The sequence below is a fragment of the Amylibacter sp. IMCC11727 genome (genome assembly GCF_029854195.1).
GTDB lineage: Bacteria > Pseudomonadota > Alphaproteobacteria > Rhodobacterales > Rhodobacteraceae > Amylibacter.
On the sequence record NZ_CP122960.1, the window covers coordinates 145,249 to 161,050 of the forward strand.

Consider the following 15,802-nt stretch of genomic DNA (forward strand, 5'->3'; position numbering starts at 1 on the left):
GTGCCAGACCGATCCAGCCTGATAACCACCTTTTTAAAAGACGCCGGATGGGCCAATGCGGAGCGCGCATTGTTGGCAGGCGACGCATCGAACCGCAGCTATGACCGTTTGCAAGATGCCACGCTGGGCCACGCCGTTTTGATGAACGCACCACCCGAAAAGGGCGAAGACACCAAGCCGTTTGTGCAGATCACCGAGTGGCTGTTGGCAGCAGGGCTGTCTGCGCCCAAGATTTTGGCGTCGGACGCGAAGCACGGATTCTTGTTACTGGAAGATTTTGGCGATGACCTTGTTGCACGGTTGTGTGCAAATGATGCCACGCTGGAACGCCCCCTATACAAAGCCGCTGTTGATGTTTTGATTGATCTGAAAGACGTAAAACCTGCGAAAGATGTATTACCTTATGATGGGGCAACGTATCTGCGTGAAGCACAGCTTTTGACGGATTGGTATTTGCCAGCGGCGACGGGGCAGAACACAAGTGTTGAGATTGTTAATCAGTTTAGTCATTTGATTACAGAGGCTTGTGGAAAAATCTTGAACGAAGTTTATGTGACGGTTTTGCGGGATTATCATTCCGAAAATCTGATTTGGCTGCCTGATCGCGCAGGGGTGCAGCGGATTGGTTTGCTGGATTATCAAGACGCGTTGGTAGGACATCCCGCCTATGATTTGGTGTCCTTGTTGGAAGACGCGAGGCGTGACACGTCACCAGCCCTGCAACGAGAGATGTTGGATCGGTATATTGCGGGCAGCGGGGTGGATTCAGCGGCGTTTGAAACAGCCTATAACATTTTGGGAGCGCAGCGAAATATCAAGATTATTGGTATTTTTACACGGTTGTGTTTGCGGGACAAAAAGAAAGATTACCTCAAATATATGCCCCGTGTTTGGGCGCATTTGCAGCGGGACTTAACCGATCCCGCATTGGCCGATTTACGCGAGTGGATCGCACAGAATGTGCCAGAGCCAAATTTGGCGATGCAATCACAAATTCGAAAGCTGATGAATGCCAATTGATCGCGCGATGGTGTTTGCCGCTGGATTTGGAACGCGTATGGCGCCGTTGACAGATACCCTGCCCAAACCCCTGATCCCTGTCGCTGGCAAGCCTTTGATTGATCATGCGTTGGACCTGTTGTCGGATGTGTCGACGGTAGTGATAAACACCCATTATCGCGCAGCCCAGTTGGAGGATTATCTTGCGGATCGCAATGTGGTTTGCCTGCGCGAAGAGCCGGAGGTTTTGGAAACGGGCGGCGGATTGAAAAATGCGTTGTCTGTACTGGGAAATGGGGCTGTTTTCACGCTGAATTCTGATGTGATCTATGCTGGGCCCAATCCTGTGGATGCGTTGCAAGCCGCGTGGGATCCAGACACGATGGATGCACTGCTGACGCTTATTCCCGTGGAAAATACAGTGGAATATTCAGGGGCTGGTGATTTCTATTTGGATGAAATGGGCCGAATTGAACGCCGTGGACGCCGTAAATCCGCGCCGTTTGTGTATGGGAGTGTGCAGATTTTGAAAACGGATTTGCTGGCGGAGGTTTCCCAAAATGCGTTTTCGTTGAACCTGATTTGGGATCAGATGATTGCAAAGGGTCGGGCCTTTGGCCTGCCTTATGAGGGGCGTTGGGTGGACGTCGGGCGGCCTGAAGGGATCAGTGTGGCGGAACGGGTTTTGGCCAATGTTTGATGCGAGCGAAAAGCCCCGTGTGTTCGCCATCCCGATTGGGTGTGATTTTTCCAAGAGCTTTGTGGCGGGTTTGACATCGCGATTAGCGGGGACGCCGCCTGAGGATTTGGCGCGGATCGAGATATTTGTGAACACGCAGCGTATGGCGCGGCGGTTAAAGGAGCTGTTAGCCGCGCAAGGGGCGGTTTTGTTGCCAAAAATTCGAGTAGTGACAGATATTGCAAACCATCCTGATCTGCCACGTGCCCTGCCCGATCCTATTTCAAAATTACGCCGCGAATTGACATTGGCGCAGGCGGTTGGCGCGTTGTTGGCAGCAGATGAAACCGTTGCACCCCAATCGGCGAAATTCGATTTGGCAAAATCGTTGGCTGGGGTTTTGGATGAGATGCAGGGCGAAGGCATTGCGTTTGACAGACTGACGGATATCGACGTTGAAAGCCATTCTGAACACTGGGGTCGAAGCCTGCGGTTTTTGAACATTTTGGCGCAGCATTTAAACACTGGAACGCCAACTGATCCGCAAGATCGCCAACGGGCAGCGGCAGAAGCGTTTGCGGCGAAATGGGCGATAGATCCGCCTGAGCATCCAATTTTGGTGATCGGCTCTACGGGGTCGCGTGGGGAAACGGCGTTGTTTATGCGAGCCGTTGCGGCGCTGCCAAACGGCGCAGTGGTTTTGCCTGGTTTGGATCGTGAATTGTCAGCGGAAAATTGGGATGCGTTGACGGGTGAAAATGTGCCACTGGACCATCCGCAATCGGCGCTTGCGGTATTTTGCAAAGGGGCGGGTGTCGCGTTGGCTGATGTCGCGAATTGGAGCGATGGGATGCCTGCGAACGCTGCGCGAAATGCGGTGATTTCACTGGCGTTGCGACCTGCGCCTTTTACCGATCAATGGCTGGATGAAGGGCCAAAGTTGATTGGCACGCTGGATGCTGCGATTGATGGGGTTTCTTTGATCGAAGCAGATACGCCCCAAACGGAAGCCCTCGCCCTTGCCTTACGATTGCGAGAGGCGGCGGAGACAGGGCAAAAGGCGGTTTTGATCACGCCTGATCGGACGTTAACGCGGCGGGTGACCGCTACGTTACAACGGTGGAAAATCCTGCCAGATGACAGCGCGGGGCGCCCGCTGCACCTGACACCACCGGGTGTGTATTTGCGCATGATTGCGGCGGCAATGGGTGCGCCGGTGACACCGCTGGACCTGATATCTTTGTTGAAACATCCATTGACGGACAGCGCCATTGGCGAAGGGTCCAGCCGCCGATTTGCCCGCGAATATGAACGGGCGAAATTGCGCGGTGGGGCGCCGTTTGTGGATTTTCAGGCCATTAAAGATTGGGCAGATACCTTTAAGAAAGAGCCAGAGCGCCGTGTTTGGGCGGATTGGGTTGAGGACTGTTTTGCGCCATTGGAACGCGTTGAAAAGGGCGGGCTCGACGGATTTTTAAACGCGCATTTAAAAGCAGCGGAAGCGCTGGCGCAGGGGCCGTCGCGTACCGTGCCGCACCGTTTGTGGGAATTGGAAACTGGGGAAGAAGCGCAAAAGGTTTTTGCCAAACTAGAACGCGAAGCAGACGCGGCGGGGCCGCTTTCGGTGGCGGATTATCAGGCGCTGTTTCGCACAGTTTTGGGCGCGGAAACCGTGCGCGAGGCGCGTGCATCGCATCCAAGTATTGCGATTTGGGGCACGTTGGAAGCACGGGTTGAAAGTGCGGATATTGTAATCCTTGGCGGGTTGAACGACAGCGTTTGGCCTGGTGTGGAAAGTCCTGATCCTTGGCTTAATCGGGCCATGCGGGCGCAAATTGGCCTGCCGCCGCCTGAACGTTTGGTGGGATTGTCCGCCCATGATTTTCAGCAAGGCTGCGGTGCGGGAGAATTGGTGCTGAGCCGATCCGTGCGGGATGGGGATGCGCCAACTGTGGCGTCCCGATGGGTGGTGCGCATTCTGAACCTGATGAATGGGTTTGGGGATACGGGCAAAGCCGCGGTTAAAGCCATGAATGCGAAGGGGCAACATTGGATTGATCTGGCGCGGTTGCTGGATCGGCCAATGGAACGGGTTCCGTTGGCGGTGCGCCCTGCCCCAGTGCCACCCGCAAATGCACGGTTGGATCGCCTGTCGGTGACGCAGGTGGAGCGGCTGATCCGTGACCCTTATGCGGTTTATGCGGCCAAGATTTTGGCGCTCAAGCGGCTCGATCCATTAGGGCGCGAACCGGATGAGATGATCCGTGGGATCGCACTGCATGCGGTTGTGGAGAAGTTTGTGAAGACCTGGCCAGAGACGTTGCCTGATGACGCGCGCACCGCGCTGTTGGATGTGGCCGAAGAGGTGTTGCGCGATGAAGTGCCCTGGCCCGCCGTGCAGCGCATTTGGCTGGCACGATTGGCGCGGATTGCAGGGTGGTTTGTGCAAGGCGAGGCGGATCGGCGCAAACGAGGCACCGTGTTAAAGCAAGAAGTGGAAGGGCAGCGGCACATTCCAGAGCTGGGCTTTACCCTGACGGCAAAGGCGGATCGGATCGATCAGGATACAAACGGTGGATTGGTGATTTATGACTATAAATCGGGATCACCCCCAAGCGCGGATGAGATCAAGTATTTCAAAAAGCAATTGCAGTTGGAGGCTGCGATTGCGGTTGCTGGTGGTTTTGACGGGGTGGAAGCAGGCGAGCCGTCGGTGCTGGAATATATTGGGCTCAGCGGTAAATCAATGAGTGCAGCAGGGGATATACAACCCGAGTCTACATCATTGGCAGAGGCCAACGCGGTCTGGGCCGAATTAACCGATTTGATTGCCGCGTATGCGGACCCAAACAAGGGTTTCCCATCCCGACCACGAATGCAAAAAATGGCGTTCGCCTATGAGTTCGATCATCTGGCCCGCAAGGGGGAGTGGGAAGAAAGTGATACGCCCAAGGATGTGCCAGTGGGGGATCGGACATGACCCAGTTTGACGAAGCAACCCTTGCGCAGGTGCGCGCGGCGGAGCCAGAAGCGTCCACTTGGGTGGCGGCAAATGCGGGATCGGGTAAGACGCGGGTTTTGACGGACCGCGTAGCACGATTGTTGCTGCATGGGACAACGCCGCAGAAAATTCTGTGTCTGACTTACACCAAGGCCGCCGCGTCCGAAATGCAGAACCGCCTGTTCGAACGATTGGGTGAATGGGCGATGATGGCGGATGATAAACTTCGCGAAACGCTGACACAGCTGGGCGAAGAGAAGAAGCTGAGCGATGCGGATTTGCGCCAAGCGCGGCGATTGTTTGCAAATGCGCTGGAAACGCCAGGTGGGTTGAAGATTCAAACGATCCATTCATTTTGTGACAAGCTGTTGCGGCGGTTCCCGTTAGAGGCGGGCGTATCCCCCCAATTTGAGGTGTTGGAGGATCGGCAAGCCAAATTGCTGCGCGCCGAGATTTTGGAAGAGCTGGCCATTGGCACGGGCTTGCCCGCAGTAGATCGGTTGGCGCGATTTATGTCTGGGCTGGAACCCGATGCGTTGTTGGCGGAGATTGCCAGCAAACGGAACACGTTGCGCATTGATGTTGTGCGCGAGATGTTTGCTGGGGCGGCAAACACGAATCCAAATGAGATTATGGACTCCATCCTCGGGGCAAACGGGCGCCAAGTGCTGCAAGAAACTGCGCGGATTGTTTCAGAAGAGCAAACGAACGTTGCCGATGTTGCCAAGATCGAAAAGCTATTGCAAAGCAATTCGCTAGATGGGTTTTTGAAAGCAGCAGGTGGTTTGTTGATTTATGGTGCAACCGCCAAAGCGGGGCCGTTTTCAGCAAAATACGACAAGCTACCATCGCAAAAGCCGTGTCGTGAGGCGCATCCTGATCTGGTTGCCGATTTGCACGAAATTATGGAACGTACAGAAGAGGCGTATTGGCTGTATGTGAACCATCTTGCGTTGGAACGGGCCGAAGCCTTGGCGGGCTTTTCGGATGCGTTTCTAGCGCGGTATGATCAGCGGAAGTTGGATGCGGGGCGGCTGGATTATGATGATCTGATCGCGCGGGCCAGTGCGCTGTTGTCTCATTCAAATTCAGCGCAATGGGTTTTGTACAAGCTGGATGGTGGGATCGACCACGTTTTGGTGGACGAGGCACAGGACACCTCGCCGAGCCAGTGGGATGTGGTGAAACGATTAACGGATGAATTTACCACAGGCGAAGGCGGGCAAACCACCGAACGTACCGTGTTTGTTGTGGGGGATGAAAAGCAGTCGATCTATTCTTTTCAGGGGGCGGACCCAGCGGAATTTGATGTGATGCGACAGCGGTTTTCGGACAGACTGTCAGCGGTGGGGCAACGTTTAGAAGAACGAGATTTGGCGTTTTCGTTTCGATCTGCTGATCCCATTTTGCGGCTCGTGGATCGGGTGTTTGATGGAGAAGCTGGCACAGGGTTTCGCAAAAAATCGCTACATCGTCCGTTTTTTGATCGCTTGCCTGGGCGCGTGGATTTATGGCCGTTCGAAGAAAAGGTCAAAACAGAAGACGACACGCCGTGGTTTGAGCCCGTTGACACGCCAGACCCTGACAACCCCCAGATCATTTTGGCCCGTAATGTTGCGGGTTGGGTTGATCAGCTTTTGTCATCTGGGCAGGAGTTGCCTGGTCAAAACCGTGCGGTACGGCCAAGCGACTTTTTGATCCTTGTGCAGGGTCGCCGCCCGATTTTCCACAATATTATTAAAGAGCTGAAGGCGCGAAAACTGCCTGTTGCAGGGGCGGATCGGTTGAACGTGGGGCAGGAATTGGCAGTGCGTGATGTGCTGTCTTTGCTGAAGTTCGCAGACCTGCCCGAAGATGATTTGTCCTTGGCCGAGGCGCTGCGGTCGCCATTGCTTGGTTTTAGCGAGGATGATTTGTTCCGCGTGGCCCATAAGCGTGGAGATAAAGTGACGCTGTGGCAGAGTTTGCGTGGTTTTGAGGATGCTTATCCAGCACAATTGAAGTTGTTGCGTGACGTTCTAAAGCAAGCGGATTTCTTGCGGCCCTATGAGTTAATCGAACGGATTATGACGCGGCATCACGGGCGGGAAAATATTCTTGCGCGGTTGGGATTGGAAGCGGAAGACGGGATAGATGAGCTGCTGTCTCAAGCCATGCGATATGAGCAATTAGAAGCGCCGTCTTTGCCCGGATTTTTGAACTGGTTTGCGGCGGGCAACGTCGAGATTAAACGCGAAATGGACGCGGCGGCAGGGCAGATTCGGGTGATGACCGTGCATGGGGCCAAGGGGTTGGAAGCACCGATTGTGATCTTGCCTGACACCGAAGTGCGTGCAGGAAATCGGGATACGTCGCAGATTATGCCGCTGGAAGAGGGTGGGTTTTTGTGGAAATCACCCAAAGACTTGATGCCTGCGGCGCAGATGCAGGGGGCGGCTGCGGCTAAGGAGTTTGCCGAGCAAGAACGGATGCGGTTGCTGTATGTGGCGTTGACCCGTGCGGAACAGTGGCTGGTTGTGGCGGGTGCAGGGAATCGCGGTAAAGAAGTCGCATCAAGCTGGTACAATCTGGTTGCTGATGCGATGAAACAAAGCGATTGGTTGCCTGTTGTGACACAAAATGTTGCGGGTGTTGGGACCTGTTCGTCGGTTTTGCATCACTGGTCTGAACAGACCTTTGAGGCTGAGGCGGGTAAATCGGCGAGCGCGCCAGACCTGCCTGAATGGATTGGACGGGAGGCACCAGAAGCTGCGAAGGTGGCAAAGACGTTTTCACCCAGCAAGATGGATGGGGCCAAAGTGGTTGCCGGGGGTGATGGCGTGGAGCCAGAGACCGCAAAGCGCAAGGGAAGACAGGTTCATAAGCTGTTGGAGCATTTGGTAAAATCGGCAAGGTCAGATCGGGTGGCCAAGGCACGACAGTTGTTAACGGGCGATTGCGAACCCGTTGATGAGGCGGAGTTTATCGCGGTTTTAGCAGAGGCCGAAGCGGTGCTGGATGATCCTGATTTGGCCTATGTTTTTGCGCCTGACACATTGGCCGAGGTTCCTGTTTTCATCGGCATTCCAGAGCTGAACGGCGATGTGATGGACGGGATTATTGACCGTATTATCGTGTCGGATGATCGGGTTTTGATCGTGGATTACAAAACCAATGCAAGGGTTCCTGACACGCCAAGTGAAACGCCGATTGGAATTTTGCGCCAGTTGGGTGCATATCGGTCGGCGGTGTCACAAATCTATCCTGATCGGGTTGTGGATGTGGCCGTTTTGTGGACCGCAACGCGCGAAGTTATGATGATTAACCACGACATCGTGATGGAAGCGTTACAATCACCCACCACATCTTGACGCGCGGAGCTGTGGTTCATAGGTTGGCGCCAACGTTAAAGATTCCCTTTTTGGAGAAAGAAAATGGCAACAGTATCAGTAACAGACGCGACTTTTGCAGAAGAAGTCACCAACTCTGACATTCCAGTGGTTGTGGATTTTTGGGCAGAATGGTGTGGCCCTTGTAAGCAAATCGGCCCATCCCTTGAAGAGCTGTCCGATGAGATGGCTGGTAAGGTGAAAATTGTAAAAGTGAATGTGGATGAAAATCCAAATTCTCCAGCGCAATTTGGTGTTCGTGGCATCCCAGCGTTGTTCTTGGTCAAGGACGGCGCGGTTACATCTAACAAAACTGGCGCGGCCCCAAAGGCGGCGATCCAAGGTTGGATCAACGAGAACATCTAAGCGCATTGCAAAATTACAGATTTAGGGCTCCTTCGGGGGCCCTTTTCTGTTTTAGGCTTTAGCCGTTGTCGCGCAGGACGTTGCCCGCGAGATAGAGCGAGCCGCAGATGAGGATACGGGCATTAGGGTCCTTCGCCGTTATCGTCCTGATTGCGGCAACAACATCGTCGGCCACGTGAGCATCCATTCCAACCGATTTGGCGGCAGCAACGGTTTCTTCGGCAGAGAGCGTGTTGATTTCTTCGGGGATGGAAACACCGTGGAGCGTTACCGCATTTTTGGCGAGCGGTTTGAGGTAACCCGTTACGTCTTTGGTGTTCAGCATGCCTGTGACCATGTGCAATGGGCGCGGTGACAGGCGTTCCAATGCTTCGGACAAGGCATCGCCAGCGGCGGCGTTGTGCCCACCGTCAAGCCACAGTTCAGCAGAGCCAGCTGCATCCACCAGCGGACCCGTTTTTAAGTGTTGCAGACGGGCAGGCCATTCGGCGTTCAACATGGCATCAATGGCGGCATCTTCGGACTTGCCGAGCATACGCAGCGCCATGATGGCAGCGCCGGCGTTTTGCACCTGATGCGCGCCAATCAGGGCAGGCAAAGGCAAATCCCATAAGCCGTTTTCATCTTGGAACATCAAGCGGCCGTTTTCTTCCCATACGTGCCAATGCTGGCCGTAAATTTTTAGCGTTGCGCCAACTTTGGAGGCTTGCTGTTCTATGACTTCTAGGGCTTCTTCTTCTTGGGGGCCCACAACGCAGAAGGTATTGCGTTTGAGAATGCCTGCTTTTTCAAAGGCGATCTTTGCCAGTGTGTCACCCAAGAATTGGGTATGATCCATCGACACAGGTGTGATGACGCAGAGTTCGGGTTTGCGGAACACGTTTGTGGTGTCCACGCGGCCACCGAGACCGACCTCCATCAAAGTGTAATCCGCGGGTGTGTTCGCAAAAGCCTGGATCGCAGCACAGGTGGTGATTTCGAAATAAGTGATCGGTTCGCCCGCATTGGTGGTTTCACAAAGTTCGAGGAGTTCAATGAGGTCGTCTTCGCGGATCAGTTCCCCTGCCAGACGAATACGTTCGTGAAACCGTGCCAAATGCGGAGAGGTATAGGCATGAACGGCGTGACCATCGGATTCGAGCCCCGCACGGATCATGGATTGTGTCGAGCCTTTGCCGTTTGTCCCCGCCACGTGGATCACAGCCGGAACGCGGCGTTCAGGATTGCCGAGCTTTGACAGCAAACGTTCGGTTCGATCCAAGCTCAGATCAATAACCTTGGGGTGGAGGTCCATCAGCCGTTCAAGGATGACGTCACTGTGGGCCGAATTTTCGTTGGTCACTTTTTCGCGTCCTCAAACTCGGCACCATCTTGGGCGGGAACGGGAGCGGGCAAATCTGCTGCGATTGCTGGATCCTGTTTCATCAACATGCGGGTGATGGTGATGAGTTCGTTGCGCATGTCTTTGCGGTGGGTCACGCGGTCAAGCATCCCATGATCGAGCAGATATTCCGCGCGCTGGAACCCTTCGGGCAATTTTTCGCGGATGGTCTGTTCGATAACGCGTGGGCCTGCGAAACAGATAAGCGCGTTGGGTTCGGCGATTTGCACATCACCAAGCATCGCATAAGACGCGGTGACGCCCCCTGTGGTCGGATGCGTGAGAACCACGATATAGGGAAGGCCCGCTTCTTTGAGCATTTCGACAGCCACTGTGGTGCGAGGCATTTGCATCAAGGATAGGATGCCTTCTTGCATGCGAGCGCCCCCTGCAGCGGAAAATAGGATCATGGGGCATTTCTGTTTCACGGCTGTTTCAGCGGCGGCAATGATCGCATTGCCCACATACATACCCATGGAGCCACCCATGAAAGAGAAATCCTGCGCGGCGGCCACAACTTTGGTGCGGCCCATGTCGCCGATGGCGACGAGCATTGCTTCTTTTTCGCCAGTGTTTTTGATCGCGGTTTTCATGCGTTCAGGGTATTTTTTCTGATCGCGAAAGCTGAGCGGGTCAGCGTTTGGTTCAGGCACGTCGATTTCTGTGAACAGGCCACCATCAAACAAGGAATGGAACCGATCGCGCGGTGTGATGTGCATGTGATGATTACAGTTTGAGCAAACGTTCAAGCTGTCAATCAGTTCACGGTGGAACAACATCGTGTCACATTCGGTACACTTGGTCCAAAGGTTGTCTGGGACTTCGCGCCGAGAAAAAATCGAGTTGATCCGTGGGCGAACGTAGTTGGAAATCCAGTTCATAGAGTCGTCCTGATTTGCGTGCTGTTCTTATGTAAAGGGGGTGGCGTCTGATTGCAATAATTGGCGTTCACGCCGCCGCATAATGAAGAGGTAAATCACATAAATGACTGTCAGATAAGCAAGGCTCGACAACAGCATGGTGCGCACGATTGCTTGGTCAGAAACGTGGGTGTAGGTGACAAAAAGCGATAGGCCGTTGAGCGTGCCATCCAACGACAGAAGCAGCATGGCCTGAAGGTTGTTCATAAAATGTAAGCCAATGGCCGCGCCAAGGTTTCCTGTGCGCACGGTAACGTCTGCGGCGATGATACCAAAGAAGGTTGTGATGGCCACAATCAGCAGCGCGTTTGATCCCATGCGGGTGGGGTCATAGTGGAGAAAGCCAAAAATGATCGCTGGGATAAAGAACCAGACCCAACGCGCCTTAAATCGTGCAGCAAGTTCTTGCATGAGATAGCCGCGAAAAATCAGCTCTTCGGAAGACACTTGAATAAGGAGGAGTGGGAGAGCAGGGATCATCCACAATAGCCACGTGCCAAAGGAAAGATTTGGGCGGGCGTCCCCTGACAGTATACCAAAGCCAACGCCGATCACGATAATAGGCAGCATGATAAGGCAGGCGATGCCGAAATTTCGTAAAACCGCGCCTGGGCCGATAAGAACGCGCAAACCTTGGCGGCGGAAGATCAGCGTTACAAGCCACACGGCGCCCAGCATTGCAAAAAAGGTACATAGGACGACGATCATTTGGAAAGGCGTGTCGGGATCTTCGAAACCTTTCATCAATGCGGCCATTGAGCCAGAGAAGGACTCGCCAGACTGCACTACATCAAGGCCAACAAAGACGAGTATGATTTGAAACGTCAGAACCGCATAGAATAGCATCAAGAGAATCAACGCCAAAGCCAATCGTAGGCCACCACGAGTGTGGCGTGCTGGTTCGACGAATGCCGCAAATTTTTCATTCATTTTCGGCAACATCTGCTGTATCCCTTGCCCCGCGCCAATAGTGTGACGCTGTTGGAAAGGGTTTAAGGGGTGCAACCGTGATCAGCAAGATGATAGATTTGGCGAAAGAGCAGCCAAAGAACCTGTCAAAACTCGCCGTTTTGACCTGCGTTGCACTGGGGTTGAGCGGATGTGTCGGGGCAGAGAATCTGGCGGCGACATCCGAGGCGAATGTGGATGCCGATACGAAGGTTGTGACGGTGAATGGCCAGAAACTGACCCTTGGGCGGGCGGCGGATTATTGTTTCAATGATCGGCAAAGCCGATTTACTGCAACAGGTGCATTTGTGGTGCTTGTTCCTTGTGATCCATTGGATGAAGGTAGTCTTGCTAAGGGATTGATATTGGTCAATGTTCTTGCAGATCAAGGTATGATGGATGCGATCAATACCCGTGAACTTGAAGCCTATTTCCAATCGGATGCGGGGCGCACCGCATTGAGCCGCAGAGCCAAACCTGAAAGCCTGACACTGCTTGGTACAATGCAAGACGATGGTGTTTATTATGTTCACACAACGGATGCGGATGGGCCTGTGATCCCTGATACAACGAATGATCAGTGGCGGGCATTCATGGTTGTGAAGGATCGTTTAGTGTCTGTGAGTGTTGTGAATTTCTTGGACGACAAGATGACGGACGGACAGGTTTTTGCACACATGGAAGCCGTAGCGCTGCGGATTAAGAGCCTTAACTGACACTGAGAAACGGCAAAATTGTTTCTATTTTCGAATAATTCATCTGAGTGCAGTGTATTGTTTCCATATCGGCACTAATTTAAGTATCTAAATGACAGACCTAAGCCGAAGACCCTTTCCACATGCTAGACAGAGTGCGCGCAATCCTTGACGACTTTCGCTATCGCAGGCAATTGCGGCAGTGGACAGGTGGTAGTGACAAAGCCCGTGAAATGCCGCTGTCAGAATTGCGGGAGCTGCGCCGCCGCGCCAATCAAGTGCGCCGCCGCATTGATGCAATCAACCATGTTGCCGTGTCACGTCTGACGTTGCCCGTGATTGGATCTAATGCCATTCGCAAACCGCCACGCACCGAATGGGCACATCGACCGCAAGCCTGGGCAGGGCCTGTGTATCCGTCAGGAATTGCGGCCGTTGATACAAAACAAAAGATCGGGTCCGAAGTTACGATTTTTCATGATTGCACTGAGTCAGAGTTGTCATTTCGGCAGGTGCGCAACACCAACGAAGACGATTTTGCGCCCTTTGGGTTACGCATGGATGTTTTCAATTTTGACGGGTCGTTTCTGTCTTTGGCGATTGAAATGCCAAAGAATGCGGTTGAGGGGCTGAAACGGACTCATATCCTGCGGCTCGATATGATTGTAGATAGTGAACGGCCACAAGAGATGTTTGCGCGATTGAACATTCGGCACGGGCCAAACACCGAACAAGTCGTGCGCGAATTGGACATGGCGCAGCGCAATATCTGGGTGGAGTTTGACATGTATTACACGCAGTTCGACGAAGCGCGCGGGGATAGCATGTGGATTGATCTGATTTTTGAAGGTCCATCCATGAATCAGGTAACGATTCGTGACGTGACGATGATCCGTCGTCCGCGCGCGTCGATTTAAGGGGTAAAGATGGCTGTTAAGTTTCGCCTAAACAAAAAGCACATCATCGGCGGCAAATATGTGGGGATTTTGCGCGCACGTGGGAAAGGGAACCCGACGCCATCGCTGGAGATGATCCATCTAGGCAATGTGGTTGGCGAAGTGACCGTGACCCCTGTTGGGACGGATGGGGACAATTGGGAAGTAAACGCGCAGATTCCACAGGAATTTCTGATGGATGGCGTACAGACATTTTTGTTTGTGTTCGAAGGGCAGACGGAAATTCTGGATCGGTTTTCTGTGATTACAGGGGAGCCGTTGGAAGAAGACCTGCGCGCGGAAATTCAGCTGTTGCGCGAAGAATTAGATATGGTGAAACGGGCGTTTCGTCGGCATTGTATCGAAACGCTCGGCGGGTAACGTTACGTTTTTGATGATCTTTACGTAAACGTAAAGTAAGGTGAGTGGAACGGAACATTCAGCTGGGTTTGCCACATGTCACAATCTCTTTATCCTCATATGCTCGCGCCGCTTGATTTGGGTTTCACAACCTTGCCGAACCGCGTTTTGATGGGCTCGATGCACACAGGTTTGGAAGAAACAGGCGATTGGAATCGTGTGGCAGAATATTACGCCGAACGGGCGCGCGGTGGCGTGGCGTTGATGGTGACGGGCGGGATCGCCCCAAACGAAGAAGGTGGCGTTTTGCCTGGTGCATCTGGGATGCAAACCGACAAGGATATCGCGGATCATAAGGTGGTAACGGATCGTGTGCATAACGCGGGTGGCAAGATCGCGATGCAGATTTTGCATGCGGGGCGCTATGCCTATTCCCCGAAATGTGTGGCCCCATCCCCTGTGAAATCACCGATTTCACCGTTTCCCCCTGCGGAGTTGGATGCGGAGGGGATTGAAAAGCAAATTTCGGACATCGTGGCCTGTGCTGAGAAGGCACAAAAAGCAGGGTATGATGGGGTCGAGATTATGGGATCAGAAGGGTATTTCCTGAACCAATTCCTTGTCACGCACACCAACAAGCGGACGGATGAGTGGGGTGGATCTTATGAAAACCGTATGCGCCTGCCTGTGGAGGTTGTTCGCCGCACGCGTGAGGCGGTTGGGACGGATTTCATAATCATTTACCGCTTGTCGATGATTGATTTGGTGCCTAATGGCTCCACTTGGGAAGAGGTTGTGCAGCTGGCCAAAGCGGTTGAGGCGGCGGGCGCGACGATCATCAATACGGGGATTGGCTGGCATGAAGCGCGAATTCCGACGATTGCAACAAGTGTGCCACGCGCAGCGTTCAGCTGGGTGACGAAAAAGTTGATGGGGGAAGTTAGCATCCCTGTGGTGACGTCGAACCGTATTAACACGCCTGATGTGGCCGAAGAGGTGCTGTCCGATGGACGGGCCGATATGGTGTCTATGGCGCGGCCGTTTTTGGCAGATGCGGATTTTGTGAACAAAGTGGCGAACGGCAAAGCGCAACAGATTGCACCATGTATTGCGTGTAATCAGGCGTGTTTGGATCATACGTTTTCGATGAAATTGACCAGCTGTTTGGTGAACCCGCGTGCCTGTTCTGAAACAGAATTGACCTATGATCCCGCAGCGACCGCAAAATCAGTGGCGATTGTTGGTGCAGGGCCTGCAGGCCTGTCCACGGCGCTGGTGGCGGCAGAACGAGGGCATAAGGTGACAGTGTTTGATGGGGCATCAGAGGTGGGTGGCCAGTTGAATATGGCCAAGCAAGTGCCTGGAAAAGAAGAGTTTTGGGGACTTGTGGACTATTACAGGAACGAAGTTGAACGGTTGGGCATTGATTTGCGGCTGAACACCTTTGTGTCTGCGGATGATCTGGGTGGATTTGACGAGGTGGTGATTGCCACAGGCGTAACGCCGCGTGATCCACAGATTGACGGGCAAGACGGGCCGAATGTGGTGAGCTACATCGACGTGCTGCGCGACAAGGCCGAGGTCGGCAAACGTGTGGCTGTGATTGGTGCGGGTGGCATTGGCTTTGATGTGTCCGAGTTTCTGGTTCACGAAGGCGAAAGCCCGACCGAGGATTTGGAACTGTGGAAACGTGAGTGGGGCGTGGGTGATCCATCCGACACGCGCGGGGGCTTGGCGGCCAAAGGCGCGCAACCCGAAGCGCCCGCGCGGCAGGTAACATTGTTGCAGCGCAAGGCGAGCAAGCTCGGCAAGGGATTGGGGAAGACGACGGGGTGGATTCACCGCTCTGCACTGGCCATGAAAAATGTCGAGATGGTTGCTGGCGTGAACTATGAGAAGATCAGCAGCGAGGGGCTGCATGTATCGTTTGGCGAGGGCCGCGAAAACCCGAAGGTGATTGAATGCGATACGGTGGTGCTGTGTGCGGGTCAGGTGTCTAACCGTTCGCTGGCGGATGATCTGGAAGCCAAGGGCGTGTCCTGTCACGTGATCGGTGGCGCGGATGTTGCGGCGGAGTTGGACGCGAAACGGGCGATCAATCAGGGGTCGCGGTTGGCGGCTGGGTTCTGATCTAGGTATTTGGGGAACAT

The 15,802-nt window shown here is 53.8% G+C and carries 12 protein-coding genes; 9 read left to right on the plus strand and 3 right to left on the minus strand.

Annotated elements, in window-relative coordinates; all coding sequences use genetic code 11:
- From QBD29_RS00850 to trxA, 5 genes are all read left to right on the plus strand, one after another.
- Complete coding sequence (locus tag QBD29_RS00850; RefSeq protein WP_280099449.1) at positions 1 to 1,020, plus strand: phosphotransferase; 1,020 nt, start codon at positions 1 to 3, stop codon at positions 1,018 to 1,020.
- Positions 1,010 to 1,699, plus strand: coding sequence for a nucleotidyltransferase family protein (locus QBD29_RS00855; RefSeq protein WP_280099450.1), 690 nt, complete (start codon positions 1,010 to 1,012; stop codon positions 1,697 to 1,699). The genes QBD29_RS00850 and QBD29_RS00855 overlap by 11 nt, the downstream gene beginning before the upstream one ends.
- Positions 1,692 to 4,658 (plus strand): double-strand break repair protein AddB, encoded by a 2,967-nt coding sequence (gene addB, locus QBD29_RS00860; RefSeq protein WP_280099451.1) that lies wholly within the window; start codon positions 1,692 to 1,694, stop codon positions 4,656 to 4,658. Before QBD29_RS00855 ends, addB begins: the two co-directional genes overlap by 8 nt.
- Positions 4,655 to 8,029 (plus strand): double-strand break repair helicase AddA, encoded by a 3,375-nt coding sequence (gene addA, locus QBD29_RS00865; protein WP_280099452.1) that lies wholly within the window; start codon positions 4,655 to 4,657, stop codon positions 8,027 to 8,029. Before addB ends, addA begins: the two co-directional genes overlap by 4 nt.
- Positions 8,030 to 8,092: 63 nt before the next feature.
- Positions 8,093 to 8,413 (plus strand): thioredoxin, encoded by a 321-nt coding sequence (trxA, locus tag QBD29_RS00870; RefSeq protein ID WP_280099453.1) that lies wholly within the window; start codon positions 8,093 to 8,095, stop codon positions 8,411 to 8,413.
- Between the two features lie 58 nt (positions 8,414 to 8,471).
- Here trxA and QBD29_RS00875 read toward each other — a convergent pair whose 3' ends face one another.
- From QBD29_RS00875 to QBD29_RS00885, 3 genes are read right to left on the minus strand one after another with little or no spacing between them, the layout of a single operon-like run.
- The gene (locus QBD29_RS00875) at positions 8,472 to 9,707 is read right to left on the minus strand and encodes a folylpolyglutamate synthase/dihydrofolate synthase family protein (RefSeq protein ID WP_280101007.1); all 1,236 of its coding nucleotides are present in this window, start codon (positions 9,705 to 9,707) and stop codon (positions 8,472 to 8,474) included.
- Between the two features lie 44 nt (positions 9,708 to 9,751).
- Positions 9,752 to 10,675, minus strand: coding sequence for an acetyl-CoA carboxylase, carboxyltransferase subunit beta (gene accD / locus QBD29_RS00880; protein WP_280099454.1), 924 nt, complete (start codon positions 10,673 to 10,675; stop codon positions 9,752 to 9,754).
- Between the two features lie 27 nt (positions 10,676 to 10,702).
- Complete coding sequence (locus tag QBD29_RS00885) at positions 10,703 to 11,656, minus strand: CPBP family intramembrane metalloprotease (RefSeq protein ID WP_280099455.1); 954 nt, start codon at positions 11,654 to 11,656, stop codon at positions 10,703 to 10,705.
- 65 nt (positions 11,657 to 11,721) lie between these two features.
- On the opposite strand from QBD29_RS00885, the gene QBD29_RS00890 reads away from it, so the two are divergent.
- The 4 genes from QBD29_RS00890 (at position 11,722) to QBD29_RS00905 (ending at position 15,782) form a co-directional block, all read left to right on the plus strand.
- A complete protein-coding gene (locus tag QBD29_RS00890) occupies positions 11,722 to 12,378 on the plus strand; it encodes a hypothetical protein (protein ID WP_280099456.1) in 657 nt (218 codons plus the stop codon).
- Between the two features lie 122 nt (positions 12,379 to 12,500).
- Positions 12,501 to 13,274: a DUF6478 family protein gene (locus QBD29_RS00895; RefSeq protein WP_280099457.1), complete on the plus strand. Its 774-nt coding sequence runs from the start codon at positions 12,501 to 12,503 to the stop codon at positions 13,272 to 13,274.
- Positions 13,275 to 13,283: 9 nt separating this feature from the next.
- On the plus strand, positions 13,284 to 13,673 hold the full coding sequence (locus tag QBD29_RS00900) for a hypothetical protein (protein WP_280099458.1): 390 nt from the start codon (positions 13,284 to 13,286) through the stop codon (positions 13,671 to 13,673).
- A 75-nt stretch (positions 13,674 to 13,748) separates the two neighbouring features.
- Complete coding sequence (locus tag QBD29_RS00905) at positions 13,749 to 15,782, plus strand: NADPH-dependent 2,4-dienoyl-CoA reductase (protein ID WP_280099459.1); 2,034 nt, start codon at positions 13,749 to 13,751, stop codon at positions 15,780 to 15,782.
- The last annotated feature ends 20 nt before the right edge of the window (positions 15,783 to 15,802 follow it).